The sequence below is a fragment of the Mariniphaga anaerophila genome (assembly GCF_900129025.1).
Taxonomy (GTDB): domain Bacteria; phylum Bacteroidota; class Bacteroidia; order Bacteroidales; family Prolixibacteraceae; genus Mariniphaga; species Mariniphaga anaerophila.
Map to the genome: position 1 here is coordinate 487,964 of NZ_FQUM01000004.1, position 17,028 is coordinate 504,991.

General features: G+C 43.8%; 11 protein-coding genes. 1 reads left to right on the forward strand and 10 read right to left on the reverse strand.

Going from position 1 to position 17,028, the window contains the following annotated elements; genetic code table 11:
• Window positions 1-22 precede the first annotated feature (22 nt).
• On the forward strand, window positions 23-1,411 hold the full coding sequence (xylE, locus tag BUB08_RS10605; RefSeq protein WP_073001512.1) for a D-xylose transporter XylE: 1,389 nt from the start codon (window positions 23-25) through the stop codon (window positions 1,409-1,411).
• Window positions 1,412-1,535: 124 nt separating this feature from the next.
• On the opposite strand, the gene BUB08_RS10610 is transcribed toward xylE, so the two are convergent.
• The 10 genes from BUB08_RS10610 to BUB08_RS10650 form a co-directional block, all read right to left on the reverse strand.
• Window positions 1,536-3,434 (reverse strand): FAD-dependent oxidoreductase, encoded by a 1,899-nt coding sequence (locus BUB08_RS10610; RefSeq protein WP_073001718.1) that lies wholly within the window; start codon window positions 3,432-3,434, stop codon window positions 1,536-1,538.
• Window positions 3,435-3,495: 61 nt separating this feature from the next.
• Window positions 3,496-4,548 carry a DUF4434 domain-containing protein gene (locus tag BUB08_RS10615; protein ID WP_073001516.1) on the reverse strand — a complete coding sequence of 351 codons (1,053 nt, stop codon included), beginning with the start codon at window positions 4,546-4,548 and terminating at the stop codon, window positions 3,496-3,498.
• An 86-nt stretch (window positions 4,549-4,634) separates the two neighbouring features.
• On the reverse strand, window positions 4,635-5,954 hold the full coding sequence (locus BUB08_RS10620; protein WP_073001520.1) for an alpha amylase family protein: 1,320 nt from the start codon (window positions 5,952-5,954) through the stop codon (window positions 4,635-4,637).
• 94 nt (window positions 5,955-6,048) lie between these two features.
• Window positions 6,049-7,440: a DUF5018 domain-containing protein gene (locus BUB08_RS10625; RefSeq protein ID WP_073001524.1), complete on the reverse strand. Its 1,392-nt coding sequence runs from the start codon at window positions 7,438-7,440 to the stop codon at window positions 6,049-6,051.
• An 80-nt stretch (window positions 7,441-7,520) separates the two neighbouring features.
• Window positions 7,521-9,143 carry a RagB/SusD family nutrient uptake outer membrane protein gene (locus tag BUB08_RS10630; RefSeq protein ID WP_073001527.1) on the reverse strand — a complete coding sequence of 541 codons (1,623 nt, stop codon included), beginning with the start codon at window positions 9,141-9,143 and terminating at the stop codon, window positions 7,521-7,523.
• Between the two features lie 12 nt (window positions 9,144-9,155).
• On the reverse strand, window positions 9,156-12,326 hold the full coding sequence (locus tag BUB08_RS10635; protein ID WP_073001532.1) for a SusC/RagA family TonB-linked outer membrane protein: 3,171 nt from the start codon (window positions 12,324-12,326) through the stop codon (window positions 9,156-9,158).
• Between the two features lie 115 nt (window positions 12,327-12,441).
• Complete coding sequence (locus tag BUB08_RS20350; RefSeq protein ID WP_175549990.1) at window positions 12,442-12,606, reverse strand: hypothetical protein; 165 nt, start codon at window positions 12,604-12,606, stop codon at window positions 12,442-12,444.
• 168 nt (window positions 12,607-12,774) lie between these two features.
• Entirely contained in the window at window positions 12,775-13,908 is a 1,134-nt protein-coding gene (locus BUB08_RS10640; RefSeq protein WP_083570700.1) for a DUF4855 domain-containing protein, read from the reverse strand.
• 320 nt (window positions 13,909-14,228) lie between these two features.
• Window positions 14,229-15,650 (reverse strand): sugar porter family MFS transporter, encoded by a 1,422-nt coding sequence (locus BUB08_RS10645; protein WP_073001535.1) that lies wholly within the window; start codon window positions 15,648-15,650, stop codon window positions 14,229-14,231.
• Window positions 15,651-15,708: 58 nt separating this feature from the next.
• Window positions 15,709-16,917, reverse strand: coding sequence for an ROK family protein (locus tag BUB08_RS10650; RefSeq protein ID WP_073001538.1), 1,209 nt, complete (start codon window positions 16,915-16,917; stop codon window positions 15,709-15,711).
• Between the last annotated feature and the right edge of the window lie 111 nt (window positions 16,918-17,028).

Below are 17,028 nucleotides of genomic sequence, written 5' to 3' on the forward strand. Positions count from 1 at the left end.
AAAGGGAAAATTTCATTAACCAATGAAAAAAAATAACAACTTATACGTTATTGCAGTTACGGTTGTTGCCACGCTTGGCGGGTTACTCTTCGGATACGACACGGCGGTGATATCCGGAGCAGAAAAATCCATACAGTCGTACCTCATAGATAGCCAGGGACTGAGTACTCTGGTGCACGGAATTACAACTTCCAGCGCGCTTATCGGCTGCATTATCGGGGGACTTCTTTCAGGTATTTTCGCATCGAAACTGGGAAGAAAAAAAACGTTGTTGCTTGCAGCATCGTTATTTTTCATTTCAGCACTGGGGTCCAGCTACCCCGAATTTCTGTTTTTTCAGAAAGGCAACCCCACAATCGGGCTGCTGCTCATGTTTAACTTCTACCGGATTATCGGCGGCATCGGCGTTGGACTGGCTTCAGCGGTCTGCCCCATGTATATCGGGGAAATTGCTCCGGCCAAAATCCGGGGACAGCTGGTTTCGCTCAACCAGTTCGCCATTATTTTCGGAATGCTGGTGGTTTACTTCGTGAACTGGGGAATTGCCAACGGCCAACCGCTGGAATGGATCAACAACATCGGCTGGAGACGAATGTTCCTTTCGGAAACCATCCCTGCCGGACTGTTTGGAATACTGCTTTTCTTCGTACCCGAAACGCCGCGTTACCTCTCTTTAACAAACAGGGAAGACGAGGCTCTGCGAATTCTGACGCGCATTAACGGCGCCGAAGCTGCCAAACAAATTTTGCGCGAAATTAAAAACAGTGTTCAGCACCATAAATCGCCAAAGCTTTATTCCTTCGGAAAAAAAGTGATTATCATTGGCATTCTGCTTTCCATTTTTCAACAATTTGTGGGAATTAATGTGGCGTTGTATTATGCGCCGCGCATTTTCGAAAGCATGGGAGCAGCCAAAGATGCTTCGCTAATGCAGACTGTAATAATGGGACTGGTAAATGTAATTTTTACTGTGGTAGCCATTTTTACTGTCGACAAATGGGGGCGCAAGCCGTTGCTCATAATCGGTTCTGCCGGCATGGCGCTGGGAATGTTCGCCATTTCCGGACTTGCGTTCATGGAAATAATAGGAATGGGAACATTGGTGTTCATTATTATTTACACCGCGTCGTTTATGATGTCGTGGGGACCGATAACCTGGGTGCTTATTTCCGAAATATTCCCCAATAAAATCAGGGGAAAAGCTGTTGCCGTTGCTGTTGCAGCACAGTGGGCAGCCAACTACTTTATTTCATCTACCTACCCGGCAATGATGGAATTTAGTGGCGGATTAACCTACGGATTTTACGGACTGATGAGTGTCCTCTCCCTCATCTTTGTGTGGAAAATGGTTCCTGAAACCAAAGGCAAAACTCTGGAAGAGATGGAAGGATTGTGGAAGAAAAAGGGTTAAAAAAAATACTTGGCAACATCAACCAGACCATCCAACAAGATTAAAAGAAATTACCCCAAAAGCGTTATCCAATGGAAATGGCTTTTGGGGTAATTCTTTTTTATTCTGATTAGTACCCAGAGAACTATTCCGTTTCTGTAATAAACTGTCCCTGAAGATCTACCTGCAAGGTTTCGAACGGAGCTGCCAGTTCATGCAAAAGCACAGCCATTTGACAGCGTGTAACTGCAGCGGACGGAACGTATTCACCAAACGCATATTCTTCCCATATTTTGTCAATGGCGTTTACCTGCCTGCTTGGATCTGAACCAATGGCACGACTCAATTCAGCGGCCACTCTTCCGGCTTCTTCAACCGTCACAACATTTGTTTCGAATGAAAAATCAAACCCGGGCACCAATTCTCGAACACCTTCCAGCAATGCCGGAGCAGTCATTACCGAATCGGGATGAAAAAGGGTAAGATTTGCCCACCCCTTATTTTTCCCTTCGCCCTTAATAATACCGGTTGAGCCGATGCACTGCACCGCTTCCCAGTAGCTGTTTTCAGGAGTTACGTCGGAATAAGGTTGCAGATAAGCACCCGCTTCGAGCAGGTGTTTCTGCACTTTACGCACCGGCACTTCATCCGGCGAAACACCCAATTCCACAGCCAGTGCGGCCAACACTCCGGATGCCTGCCCGATGAGCATACATACCGGTTGCAGGCGGGTAGTCCCGTTTACGATATTGGTTACCGAAATGGATTTTTCAGCCACAATAAAGTTTTTTACAGCGGCAGGAATTAGCGTTCCCAACGGCAAAGCGAATGACGGCACCGGATGAAAATGGATATCCGGAATTTTTGACTGATCGGGGTAAGCCCCGTGATGATGATCCACAGGATAATCGCCAACAGCAATTCCGGTACGATAAAGTGCTGTTTTCTGAGAGAAAGGACGCGCCAAATCGTTAAGCGTAAAACGAACCTTTCCTTTTATACGTCGCGACTCGCGGTGGTACGGAATCATCGGAAAACCATCGTCGGTGGGAAACTCGTTTCTGGCAATTCCGAGGTTTTTGAAGCCCAGCTCATTTTGCAGGTAATAAACATAGCAGCGGGTAAACCACTTTGCCTTTTCGAGGGTACTGTCCCGCTCTTCTGCCGACATGTCGATTATGTTGGCATAATAGTCGTTTCCGCTAATGGGCCAGTTAATCATAAACTTGTTGTTTGGCAGCCGCCCGTACTCCATCATGTAACCGCAATCCCAAAGCGTGCGTTTGAAAACACTCGTATCGCATCGTCCTTGGCAGGTACAATAAAACGGCGTGGGATCGTAGTTTTCCGGCCGGGAAATTGTTTTATCAGCCCCCTTGCCAAAATCTTCCAACACTACAACATAAGTGAGATCCTGCACAATATTGTTGGCTTGTTCCGGAGCAATTTCCTCTCCGGTAACCGACCGTGCATCCATTCCCACATCGTACGGAATGCCAACCATTTTTGCCACTTCTCCCAACTCGGTGCCGTCGATTACCACTGCTGTTTTTATGTAAACAGTATCTCCTTTATCAGAAGAAAACGTTGCCAGCCATCCGCCGTCAATCTGGTTAATTTTTAAAAGCTTCGTATTGAATTGCACCGTGAGCTTTTCCTCGGCCTGTGCCATTTTAAGCAATATTTCTGCGCCAACCGACGGTTCAAATAAAACTTTGCTTACCCAGCCGGTACTCAAAGAATCTGCCCCGCCGTAGTAGTCGTACAAATTCTGGCGAAACTCTGCCCAAAGCCCGGAGTGCAGCCTGTGGTTTCCGTCGATGGCACTCACTCCGGCAGAAGTAAGCATTCCGCCCAACCAGGGGCCTTCTTCCACTATTTGAGTAGATGCGCCCAGCCGTGCCGACTGAATGCCGGCCATGGTTCCGCTTGCACCTCCGCCAATCACCAAAACATCTACCTCTTTGTCGAATTGTGTTGCAACGTTACTGCAAGCCGACAAAACTGCAACTATGCCAATCAGAAACAAATATGATCCTCTCATCTGCTTAAACATTAAAAGTCTGAAAACACTAAAAGCGGCTGATTCGAACAGGTTCATTCAGTTACTTCAGAAAACGGTTCTTTTTCAGCGCCCGGTAAAGTTCAGTAGAACCAGAATGCCCGGCATACACTTTGGATCCGGGAGCGTTCAACATACCAAAATACTGGTAAATCAATATTTTTTCGACGTACGGAGACACGGCTTCCAGTTGTTTTATAACCCGCTCGGCCGGAGCAGGCGACAGTGCACTTTGGTACACCTTGCCTTCAAATCGGAAAACCTCCACATCAGCCCAAATTTTTGCTTTTGCAGCTTTTTTGTGCAGGTTGTACAAACTTTCAAAAAACCCGGCGCTCTCTTCCACCTGCGTTTTTTCTACGCCAATTTCATCCTGATATGCAATAAAATCCACGTTCAGCTGTTCCAGTTGCCGCACGTATTTTTCGTCGGCCTGCACATTTCGGGTTCCGTAAGGAGCAATAAGTGTTTTGGCTTTTGGGGTGAGTTTCAGCGCTTCGTCGGTAGAAGTATTTACATAGTTGATGAAGAAATCGTCGTAATGCCCCTGAATACCCGTTTCGTTGGGATAATACCAACCGTAAAAACTTTTGTGGTGCGCATACTTTTCGGCTATTTCATTCATCGCCCGAAGCCTTATTTTCTCAACCTCTTTATCTTGCATGAGGAATGCGGGCTTGGTCCATTCACCAAAAAAGCCGTTGCTAATGAAAAACCTGATTCCGTATTTATCGGCTGCAGACAACACTGCTTCCAACGGATCTTCGCACCCCATCTGGTGTTTGGGTAAAAATGCTGACGGATAATACGTTTTGTCGCGGATTGCGTTGTTCAACAACACTAAATAACGCATGCCCGACTTTGCAATTTCTTTTACTTTCTGATCCCACTGCGCTGCTGTAAAACCGGCCAGCGTGGGATTCCAATACTTTCCTTCGGCCAGGCTGTGATGCTGAAATTCGAACCACGAACCTTCAATGGGTTTTATCTTTTTTGATTTTCTAATTTCTGCCGACAAGGCCGGAAAAGCACTCAACCCTACTGCTGCTGTGCCTAAAGTTTTTACAAAATGCCTTCTTGTTTGTTCTATTTTCATATCAATACAAATTATAAAATTCTAAATACTTTTAACCTTTTCAACATCTATTTTCCGTTCGTTTTTAGTCTGGCAGTATTTGTCGTTTATTTCGAATCGCTTTTTAGAGCACGGTCGATGCCGCGTTTTACAGCCCCCCACTGGTCGTACATCATTAAATAAACCATATCGAAAAACATCAGCCCGTCGCCCGTTGTCAGGGTAATATAAACGGCTTCTTCAGCATTTTCGGGATGGTTCTCATAATTTAATCCGTACAAACTTCCGCAAACATTTACATCGCCCATGGTTACTTTTTTTGCATTCAGAATGGCACCCTCCACAGTCCACTCGTTTTCGGCGCCATATAATGTTTGCCCGTAGGCGCCGGTCATGTATAAATCCAGAAGCGAGGCATAACCATAGTTTTTATAATCGGGAGTAGCCCATGAATAGTAACGCGAGGCATCGTATTTATTGCTGGCCCAGTTTACTCCTTCGTTGTAATACGAAGAGTACCACGAGCCGGTGTATGTACCAAATTTTATCTCCGGATTAACTTCCTTTATGGTATTTCGAGCATTGCTAAAAAAATCATAAATAGTTTTCGCCCTGAACTCCAGCCACTGTTTGTAGTATTTTCCGGGAACAACCTTATCCATATTCCAGGTAAAAATAGAATATGGATAAGATTCAATTGTTTTCCCAATATACTTTTCAAACTCACTTTTTGTCAGTTGCGAAAAATCGCTTTCTATGGAATTGAACCGTGCCCTGTCCAACACAATACCGTCGAGGCCGGGATAGTTTTGAGCCAGTTCTTTTATAATCGATAAAATGTAATTCTGCACCTCGGGGTTTACCGGGTTAAAAAATTTGGCGTGCGATTTTCCGTCGTCCATTGCTGAAACAATCCCGGACGGATAATAAAGCTGCGTTGCCCAAGAGCGTTTTTCTTCGTCGCGGTAAAGCACCCCGCCGTCGCGAATATTTCCACCGCTCATCGCATTCATGTTGGCATTTACTTTTAAACCGAGGTTGTGCGCCTCTTCGATAAATGTACCAAGGTAATCCCAGGTAACTGTCCTGTCGATATATTTCAGCGTTTTAATTTGTTCCACAATATTGCTCCGATAAAGCACATCGCCGCAGGTAGGCCTCACGTCAACAACAACTTCGGTAAAACCCGCATATTTTGCTTTAACGAGGCACTCCCTGACATTTTCTTTTTTATTGGCCAGGTATTCAAAATTAGCCGACGCATCAATCCACAAAATTCTGGGCTTCTCATTTACGGGAATGGTTGGTAATTCAACAGGTGGTTCTTTCCATTGCACTTCGTCGTCGTCCAGAGTATTGCTATTTAACCCGGAGCAGGCAGCTAACACCAGCAGGCAAAGCGACAAAAAACAGAGCTTAATATTCATAACAAAAACAAATCGATTTAAAAATGTAAGAAAACAAGAGGGTAGCCACAAATGTGACTCCCCTCTTAGCTTTCACTATTTCAGAAAACAGGCATTAGTAGATTTCCCACAGCTCTACTCCGCCGTTTGTGCACAAAAATGCAACAAGTGCAGATTTCCCGTCTTCACTAACTCTAACTTTTACTTCTCCGGTACCGTTTCCGTTGCTCAGATAATTGGGATCCAACGGAAAGTCGAGCCAGCCGTTCCACGGTCTGTATTTAATAAGCTCCATAATCGAAGAGATTTTGTCTGGTCTGAGCATTACTTTTCTTACATCGAAAATTTCTCTCATCCAGTTGTATCCATTTTGCTCGATCATAAACATGTAGTAGGCACCATCCATCTGAGCATAATCAAAAGCATGTCCTCCGCCAAGCCACTGGTGGTAAACATCCTGAATATGGTGCTCAGACTCATAAATTGGAGTATTGGTAGTTCCGTCCATTAATGTGATTGCAACTTTACCAACACCATTTTCGTAGCGGGCCAAAAAGTAGTTACTGTTTTCAGCAACTTCGATGGGAACAATTTTGGCTTGTACCCCCATTGTGTAGTCGAGCGTATAATTAACTCTTCTGGGTGCGTCGGACACTACTTTTCCGTCTTTGATTTCCCATTGCAGGAAGATGTTGTTGTTAGAAATTGCCAGGTAAAGGAAAGCATGGTCTGTCATGTCGCCCCTTACATAAATTTTCCTTCCGACTTGTGCCCCGGGAATATCTAGAACATATTTGAAAAGCAACTGAGGTTCGCCTGTTACGCCTTCCCACCAAAACATGTGGATTTCGTCGCCTTCAGCTACGCCAAAGTTACAGGATGCGATATTACCTGCATCATCGGTGGCCATGTGCAACGGCACTGTTCTATTCAGGGTGCTCCAGTCGATGCCTTCCATGGAAATATCTCCAACTCTTTCTCCGTCAGAAATGTTGGCGTAAAAGAATCCGCCCCTGTCGTGCACCACTACATAATCGCCGCTGAAACCAACTGCGCCGTTATTATGGTTGTTAAAGCCCAGCTCGGTGGCTGTTCTTTTCCAGAGTGTACGATGTTGATAAACAACGCTCAAACGAGCCTCAATAACATAAGACTGTTTTGCGCCATCTGAACCAATCACATCAAAATTATAAGGTTGTGAAAGGTCCACCGGGCCTACAAAAGCAGGTTCTACCCGCGCGTTATTCGGGATACTGGCCGACACGCTAATTTTTGTCATATCGGTAGTTTTCAGCCCGTTTACGTCGGCATCAATTTTAATAACACCTTCAGTTTCTGATTCCTCAACAGTAATTTTTGTATCAACCAGGTCTGAGGTTAAAAAACTAAGTGCAGTCAGTTTATTTCCCGCTGTGGGAACCAGCTCTTCGGGCTCCCCGCATCCTGTTAGCAAAAGTGCTAAGCCGAATACACACAACGATAATGCTAAATAAATATTCTTTTTCATTTGATTAAATTGTTTATTTAAAAAGTATCATATGAAACTCGCAGACACGTTTATCATACTCGTTTCATACTTGTTCTTTTTTACCAAAGTGGTGTTTGCTTGCACAAAGGGTTATTATCTATCTCGTTTTGAGGAACCGGAAGTTTATAGTAGCTTTCTTTAAACACGCGGTCTTTGTCGTCACACTCAACAGTTTCGTATACGAATGTATCGCCTTCTTTGGTGATTTTAGTACCGTGCATTCTAACTCCGTTAAGTACGCTTGTTGCCAGTTTCCAACGGCGTAAATCCCAGTAACGCTGTCCTTCAAAAGCCAATTCAACTTTACGTTCTTCTCTAATGATATCACGCAATGCTTCTTTGTCGGTAACAGTAACAGCAGGCAATTTAGCCCTTGCACGAACTTTATTCAACGAAACAATAGCTTCGCTTCCTCGTCCCAGTTCGTTAAGTGCTTCGGCGTGGTTCAGCAGCACTTCGGCGTACCGTACTTCGTACCAGGTCTGGTCGCTCACCTTGTCAAAGGAAGCACCTTCATCAAGCATTTTACGAATGTAATAACCGGTAGTGGTACCGCCAGAACTTTGCTGTGCACCATATTGTTCGAAGCCGTCTTTTCCACCAACAAATGTTTCAATTGTGCGTCCTTTCCACGGAGCGCCGTTATAAAGAACAGAAGCGTAAAAACGGGGTTCCCGGTTTGCATACGGATTTGCGGCATGTTCGGGATTACTCCAGTCGAATTTACTGCCATCGGCCATGCGGTAAGAATCTACCATTTCGAGAGTAGGCCCGGCAATACCAATCACGCCTTCGCTTTTATCGCCTTTCGGGCAATACAACTGGTGGAACGAATGTCCTAAAGTACCTCCAAAACGATACGACAGAACACCTTCTTTGCTGTCTAATGTTTTGAAAATTTTATCGTAATCAGATTCCAGTTCGTACAAGCTGCCTTCTTTTTCAATTACTTTTTCGGCTGCATCAATGGCATCCTGCCATCTTTCGGCATAAAGCATTACTCTGGATTTATACCCGTAAACACCGCCTTTTGTTAAACGGCCCAGGCTTGCTGCATCCCATTCCCAGGGAAGATTTTTTGCGGCAAAATCCAACTCTTTTGAAATGAAATCGTAGCAATCGCTTTCAGAACTTCTGGCTTTGTATGCTTCTTTAGGGCCATCGATATAATCTCTGATGATTACTCCTCCGTGGCTTCTAACCAGCATGAAATGCAGAAATCCTCTAAAAAAGCGAGCCTGTGCTTCCATCAAAATCCTGTCTTCATCAGCGTAAGTTACATAGTTGTCCAACCCATAAAGAAATTCGTTGATTCGGCGAATTCTGTTGTATTCGTATTGATAATCTGAAAGAACAACGCCACTGGGGCTAATAATCGGATTGAGAATTGTTTTGTTTACATCCCCGCCATTGGCTCCCATCACGTGTTGGTTGTATTTTACGATGTCGCTAAAACCATCATTCAACGCAACCCCTGCATATTTTTTCCCATACGGGCCGTATTCGTAAATAGGTTTATAAAAACCATTGATGTATAAATAGGTATTCTCCTTATTCTTCCAAATCTCTGCCTCCGTATACTGCGTGCGCGGTTCCGGATTGAGATACTCGTCACTACAAGCGCCTAACAGAAGGAAAGAAAACAGAATGAGTATCTGATACTTGTTTTTACTTAATTTCATTGTTGTTCCTTTTTAAAATGTTACACTTACACCGAACTCATATGTACGTTGCTGCGGATAATATCCGTTGCTAATTTCAGGAGCTTCCGGGTCGATTCCGTATTTATTCAACCCCGACCATGTAAGAAGATTAGATCCTGTGAAACTCAACCGAACACCATCGATACCTGCACCTTTTAAGTATGCACTATTGATGGTATAACCCACCTGTGCATTTTTTAACCTGAGGTAGCCGGCGTTGCGCATCCACCATGATGAAGCCCAACCGTTGCAGTTACCAACTTCGGCAGCTACTGTGGTAAGACGTGCAAATTCTGCGTCTTTATTTTCCGGAGTCCAACTGTCTTCAATCAGGAATCGGGGTGAGTTCCCGTTTCCGTGGAACGGACGAGTGTAGATAGTTGCATCTACGTGACCATTTCCGTAAACCCCGCTCAGGAACATATCACGAATTGCTGCTCCCTGGAAAAATACCGAAGCATCGAAATTCTTCCACGAACCGCCCAGGTTCAACCCGTACATTAACTCAGGGAAACTACTGTTACCAAGGTAAGTGTAATCCTGAGCCTTTTCAATTTTTCCATCTCCGTTCAGGTCTTTGTAAATGATGTCTCCGGGACGAATCTGAGAAATTTTCTGAAGGTGGCTCAATGTGGGAGTATTCATAATCTGCTCTTCATTTTCATAAAGGCCTTCGGCAATAAATCCCATTTTTTCGCCAAGTTTCCTTCCGGTGCGTTTTTGGTATTCAGGAGTATTCGGGCTTTCATTCATTTTCAGAATCTGGTTGCGAGACCATCCCATATTGCCTTTTACATAGTAGTCGAACTGTCCGATTTTATTGTTGTGAGTCAACACAAGTTCGAACCCTTTATTGCCTACTTCACCACCGTTAACTGTTCCCGGGTAGTTGCCTCCCAGTGACATTGGGTAAAGGCTACCGCCGCTAATTAAAATGTCGCGGGTGTGTTTGTAGAAGTAGTCGAACTCAATTCCGAAAATTCCACGGTTAAACATCATTTCGAAACCCACGTTGTAAGTGGTTGTTTTTTCCCAGGTGATGTCGCGGTTTACTTCGCCGGCAGTATATACAGAAATGTATTCTTTGTCGCCAATGTAAATTGTAGGTGGATTTTTTCTCATCATATTCAGGTATGCAAACTGGCCAACATTCAGGTCGTTACCAAGCACACCGGCAGATGCACGCAGTTTCAGGTTTTCGATTGTTCCTTTTAAATCGCTAAAGAATGATTCTTCGGAAATTCTCCAACCAACTGATGCTGCAGGGAAGAAACCCCAACGGTTTTTCGGGGCAAAACGGGAAGAACCATCGTAGCGGGCTGCCAGTTCAACTAAATATTTATTGTCGAAACCGTAGTTAATCCTTCCAACAAAACCTGCGCGCCTGAATATGCTGCTGTTACCCCACACATTCGGACGGCCGTTATTGTCTTTAATATCGTTCCCCATATCCAGTTCGTGAAGCGTAGTAACATCATAATCTACTGCAACAGCACCAAGATCTTCGCCTTCCTGAACTGCCTCTTCAAACAAAAACAAGCCGGAAATATCGTGTTTACCAAAAGTGTTCTGATAGTTAATAGACGGCTGCAATGTTCTTCTGTAGAACTGGCTCATTGCATTGGTAAAAGCAGCAACGTTATCGTTTGTTACAGAAAGATTTGTCACCACTTCAGAATAGGTATTTGTGGCAATGTCGTAACTGTTCACTTTTTCGGGAGAAGCCCATGCCCTGCGTGTGGTGTAGTCTTTATCGTAACTCATTTTCACACCCAGTTCCAGCCCTTTTACCCAGGGCAGTTCCCACGCAACTTTTGCAGAAGACTGCAAAACATTGTGTATAGAATTGTTGTACCCTACGTTATTGTATACAACAGGATTGTATGTGCTGGTTTTAATAAAGTTACCAACAACCGGCAATCCGTCGTAAGTGGTGGGCAAAAACGGGAAAACTTTTGTAGCCAGTGTAATAGGGTTGTTCCAATCCTGATTTCCCACTCCAAAATATCCGGCTCTGCGGTCTTCCTGACGGGCAGCTAAATCCAGTTCCAGTTTAAATCCGTGATTCAGATTTACATCAACATTGGAACGAACATTATAACGTTTAAAATCGAAATTATCAACAATCCCGTCCTGAGCTAAATAACCTGCCGACAAGAAGTATTTCACTGATTCGTTCCCTCCGTTCACATTAATATTGTGGTGTGTTGAGAAAGAACCCGGTTTCATAATTTCGTCGAACCAGTTGGTGTTCTGAATTTTTCCTTCGGGGTCGCCGTTTAATGCTTTCTGGTAAAGGCTCTCGGTAAACAACGGTTCTTTGCCGTCCATATCAAGCGCTTTGTTGTACCATTTTATAAAATCGGGACCATCAAGAAATTCCGGGAAAAAGGTATTCTGGTTGTAAGAAACTTTTCCGGTGTAGGTGATTTTTGGTTTTTGCAGTGTTCCTCGTTTGGTAGTCACCAAAATTACACCGCCGGCACCCTGCACACCGTAAACAGCAGCAGCGGAAGCATCTTTCAAAATAGAAATTTTGTCGATGTCGTTGGGATCCAACTGAGAGAAGCTTCTTTGTACACCATCAACAATAAGTGTTACACCACTTTTACCCATAGTAGAAACCCCACGCACACGAATGGATGCTCCGTCAGCTCCCGGTTGACCGGAACTTTGCAGGGAAGTAAGACCGGGTAATTTACCGGCCAGCAAAGAAGAGATGTCTCCGGAAGGAGCCTGCAACAACTCTTTGCTGTTAATTTGTGCTACTGATCCTGTAACACTCACTTTTTTCTGGGTTCCGTAACCTACTACAATTACTTCACCAAGCTCTTCGGTATCCTGGTCCATTGTAACATTCAGGTAAGTTCTGCCATCCATAGCAATTTCCTGTGTTAAATAGCCCACATAAGAAAAAACCAGAGTACTGTTTGAAGACGGAGCAGAAAGAGTAAATTCTCCGTTTGCATCGGTGATTGACCCATAAGTAGTGCCCTTAACCAGGACATTCACGCCAATGAGTGTTTCACCGGTTTCGTCAACCACTCTTCCTTTTACGTTTACCTGTGCATACGAGGCGATTGCCCCGACAAAGAATAGAGAGAAAAACAGACCTCGTATAAAACTGTTTTTCAAAATAAAAGGTCGTTTGTTACTGTTCATTGATCTTTTTTTAAGTTTAAAAAAATTTAAATTTTCTTGTGTTTCATACTTTCATATAATTGTCTGGAAGAAAAATCATCGGATGAAAAATCCGGGGAGAACGTTCTTTGTTTTGTTATGGCCCGCGTCCGTTTTTCAACAGAAACTGGTCCCATAAAAAACAAACCGCGTTTGCTTCTCCTTTTTCAGAGGAGCTGTCACAGTGCCTCCATGCCTGCGCATCGAAAACCAGTGACTGAAACACGGGTGTGCTTTCAATAATCTTTTTGGTTCTTTTCATGTTGTTAATCTTCTGATTAATTATTTAGTTAAGCGAGTGCCGGCACCTCCCCCCGGCTTTGTGCATTTTTTGATTGGATACCCCAACAATCAACGGTTGCACAAAAGGATAAGCTTTTGAATTTTAGCAAATCTTTAAAGGAATAAAGGGTTGGTGCGTTTACTCCGGTTAATTAGCGTTCTGCCCTCTTTGAATAATAAGTTTGGTGAGGCGGCGATACAGTGCCGAGTCTTCGTCGTTTTCAGATTTCGACAATTTGTAGAAGGAATCTCCTCCCTGGTAGTAGGCAACTTTCAGCGAATCGTAAACCCCGTTTTTTTCGTACACATCCAGGTAATCTTTCAACCGGTATCCCCAGTTTTTATTCCCTTTTAACGCCCTGTCGTCAAACTCTACTTCCATGTTCATATGAAATTTTTTAGCTCTGTCGCAGGCTTCCTGCAAACGGGAGTAGGGCGTATTTTCGCTGAAGAAATAATTGGGTTGGTAATATGGTACATTGAATCCCAGATTCTTCCATTCGGAATAACCATCAGAATTAAAATAAGGAATCCAATAAAAGTCGTACTCTTTTTCGTACAGGTAATCGGCCACATCGCTTGCGAGGGTTCTGCTGTTGGTAGCTTCCTCGGCGAGCCAGTAAAATCCTATCAATTCTACATTTTCGAAATTGGCTTTGCGGAAAAGCTCCTCGGCGTAATCGATGTACCATTTGCAGGCATCCAGACGATCTTGTCTGTTGGAAAAACGTAGAGAGCGGCCGTCCAGTTGCCCCCAGTCTGTTTGGTTTGGAATGGGCTCGGGAACAGTCAGTACTATTTTCCTCTTCTCGTAATTTCCAGATATCCGGCCACTGTTTCTTACTTCGGCTAATTGTTCATTCAGTGCGTTAATTCCGTTTCCTTTGGCAAAATAATTTTCGAGCAGATTTTTCCACTCTACTTTTCGCGCGGCCAGTTTTTCGTACCCCGAAGCAAATCCACGTCCCTGTCCGTCTTTAATTTCCAGAAATAGAAATCCGTCGAATAACCATTGTTCCCGTCCGTCACTTTCCGCAGAAATATAAGGAGCAAAATGCTCTTTGTTCCACTGAACATTCCGATGTGCACCGCCGTCGTATATCAGTACCATGTCGTGCGGCACTGCATTGTAATACTTCAATTCGCGATCAACCGGTTCGTCTTTAAAAATCAGCTCTTCATCGTCAGTATTCTGTTCATTTTTATGAGAACAGGCAGCCAGGCTTAACGTAAGGGAGGCCAATAAAACCGACAAAATGAATGTTTTTTGAAGGTGTCTCATTTCAATAGATTTTTCCTTGTTTGTTAATTATGTGTTGAATGATTGCGGGCTCTTCCTAAAAACTAGTTTTAATTTCTTAAACACTTTGGATGTATTTAAGCACAGGAAAGAGCCGCGTTCGGTACCCAAATACATATTTCACTTTTTTCCCTGCAAACCGGATAAACACCTCTCCTATCATCCGATGTACCCGGCGGGAAAAAGAATCCCAAAATGTTTGGTTTTACAATACTTCTGGTCAGTAGTTTTACAACCGCCCAAAAATCTTTTTACATCACGCTTAAGTTGTTTAAATTCATATCTCCTATCTTTCAATTACTTTACTTATTATCGTCTTTGAGCCAAAACAATTCAATTTCTTCGAGTGATTTTCCCGTGGTTTCAGGCATTAACCGCCACACGATAAACATGTATGGGAAACACATTACCGCAAACAGGAAGAATGTTCCTGCCGGAGTAAGATTTTCCAACATCCACGGAGTAAGCTGGCCTATCAGAAAGGTTCCAATCCACAACGACAGTGTTGCTATTGACATGGCAAACCCCCTGATTCGGGTCGGGTACATTTCTGAGAGAAAAACAAAAATTACAGCGCTGATTGATGCTGCACAGAAGAAAATGTAAGCAAGAAAAAACACCAGCAGGAATACGCTTGATAATCCCAGCGCATCGGCAAATACAAAGTAAAAACCGATTAGGCTCAGCGAAACAATCATTCCGCTAACGCCCACATAAACGAGCATTTTACGCCCCACTTTGTCAATAATCAATAATGCGAGTACTGTTGTCAGCATATTTACGGTACCAATTAACGATTGGTAAAAAAGCGAATCTCCGCTCGACAAACCGCTGCTTTCGAAAATTGACGGCCCGTAATAAAGAACGGCGTTAACTCCCATAAACTGCCCCAGCACTGCAATTGCACTCCCGATAATCACTGCTTTGCGAAAGCCGGGCTGCATAAGCACCTTCCAGTCTGATTTAGTGCCTGTTTGCATCTGAAGAATGCGTTTTGTTTCTGCTATCTGATGCAGAACATCTTCTTTGGTAATAAATATCTTCGATAAAATGGAGGTAGCCTGATTTTCCTTTGCTTTAACCAACAGCCAACGCGGGCTTTCGGGTATCAGAAAAGTTACCACAAAAAAGAGCAAAGCAGGCAGCGTTTCTGCGCCCAGCATTCCGCGCCAGGGTTCTGCTCCAAAAATTTTCTGCACCGTTACATTTGACGATGAAATGTCGGTTGACAGATTCAACAGAAAAAAGTTAATCAAATACGCCACCAAAAAACCGCCGGTAATGGCAAGTTGGTACAACGAAACCAACCGTCCTCGGTGCGAGGCAGGCGATACTTCCGATATGTACAGCGGGCACACAACCGAAACAACTCCTATTCCGGCACCTCCAACGATACGCCACAACACCAGCTGATCCAGGCTTGCCGAAAAAGCACAGCCAATTGCCGACGAAGTAAAAAGTACCGCCGAAAGAATCATGGTAAGTTTTCGTCCCAGGTGATCGCTCAACCGTCCGGCAAACATTACACCAACGATTGAACCAACCAGCGCGCACCCCACGTACCAGCCGCCCTGCATTGTATTAAGGCCAAACTGTTCTGTTACCTGCGAAACCGTTCCTGATATCACAGCCGTGTCGTACCCGAACAACAATCCGCCCAATGCCGCCACAAATGAGATAAATGCGACATAGCCCATATTAATACTTCTGTTGTTTTTGCTCATTTCTATTGTATTAGCTGAAAGTCATATTAAAAACGGAAAGCAAATCCATTTCAACACTTTATATAAGATTCATTTTTTTTAATGTCAGCGCTCCTGCTCCTTTAATTGCGGCTTCTTTTCCAACAGAACTAAATTTCAGCTCGCACGACCGAAGCGGCAACGAAAGCGCAGAATGCATCATTCCCGATTTAATTGAATCGAAAAGAATTTCCTTTGCCTGAGCAAATTTTCCCCCAATAATTATCACATGCGGATTTAACAGATTTAGAATGTTGCCTAATGCTTTGCCAAGCCTGAAACCCAAATTGTGAGCAAGGGAAATAGAAAGGACATCTCCTTCCTGAGCAGCATCAAGTATCATTTTAAAGTTTACCTTCCGGGTTGCCTTTGCAGCCAGCAACGAAGTTTCGCCAGCTTCAATCTGTTCCTTAAAAATTTCTTCCAGTGCATGGCCCGAAACTTCGGTACCCAGGCAACCCCGTTTTCCACAGAAGCACAACCTTTGAGAATCGACAATTTGCATGTGCCCAAATTCTCCGGCAAAACCGTCGTCTCCCAACACTATTTCGCCATTGGTAATCATTGCCATCCCCAAACCGTGGCTCAGGTTAACCACAAATGCATTTTTCTCATTTTTGGCTCTTCCGAAAACCTGTTCGGCCAACCCCAGTAAATGTGTATCGTTATCTATATATACCGGAAACGAAAACCGGGTCATTAAATAGCCGGTTAAAGACCCGTCGAGAAAATTGAAATAATTGTATGAAAGCCCTGCTTTTGAGTTCACCCGTCCGGTTATTCCCATGCCCATTCCCAAAATGTTTTTTTCTGCTATCCCCGATTCTTCAATTGACTGTTGAATAAACGCAGTAACTTCAGTCAGGCATTCTTCGGTATTTTCAAGAACAAAGTCTTCATTTTCCGCAGAAAAAACTTCCTCCATGCCCAAATTAAAAATAGAGAGGGAAAGCCCCTTTAAAACCACAACAACCCCTACAGAATAGGCGTAACTTGTATCTACTTGATAAAGTGATGGGCGACGGCCGTTTTCGGTTTCACGCTTGCCGCATTCTACTATTATTTTATCGTCGATGAGTTCGTTGATGAGCCGGGTTCCGGTAGGAACGCTGAGCCTTACTTTTTGGCATACTTCCGGAATGGTTAGCGGGGCGTCCGATTTGTTTAAAAGTGAGACAATCTTTCTTTTCTGAACGTATTGTCGACTTTCATTACTAACGTCCCCAATATCTTTAAGAAATAAGTCCAATTAGGTAAATTTTAAATAATAATTGTTATTAGATGGGTGCAAGTTTGTATTTTTTTTTATTAATTCAAAATTAATTAATAATTATTTTTCCAAAACAATCACTATCAAACA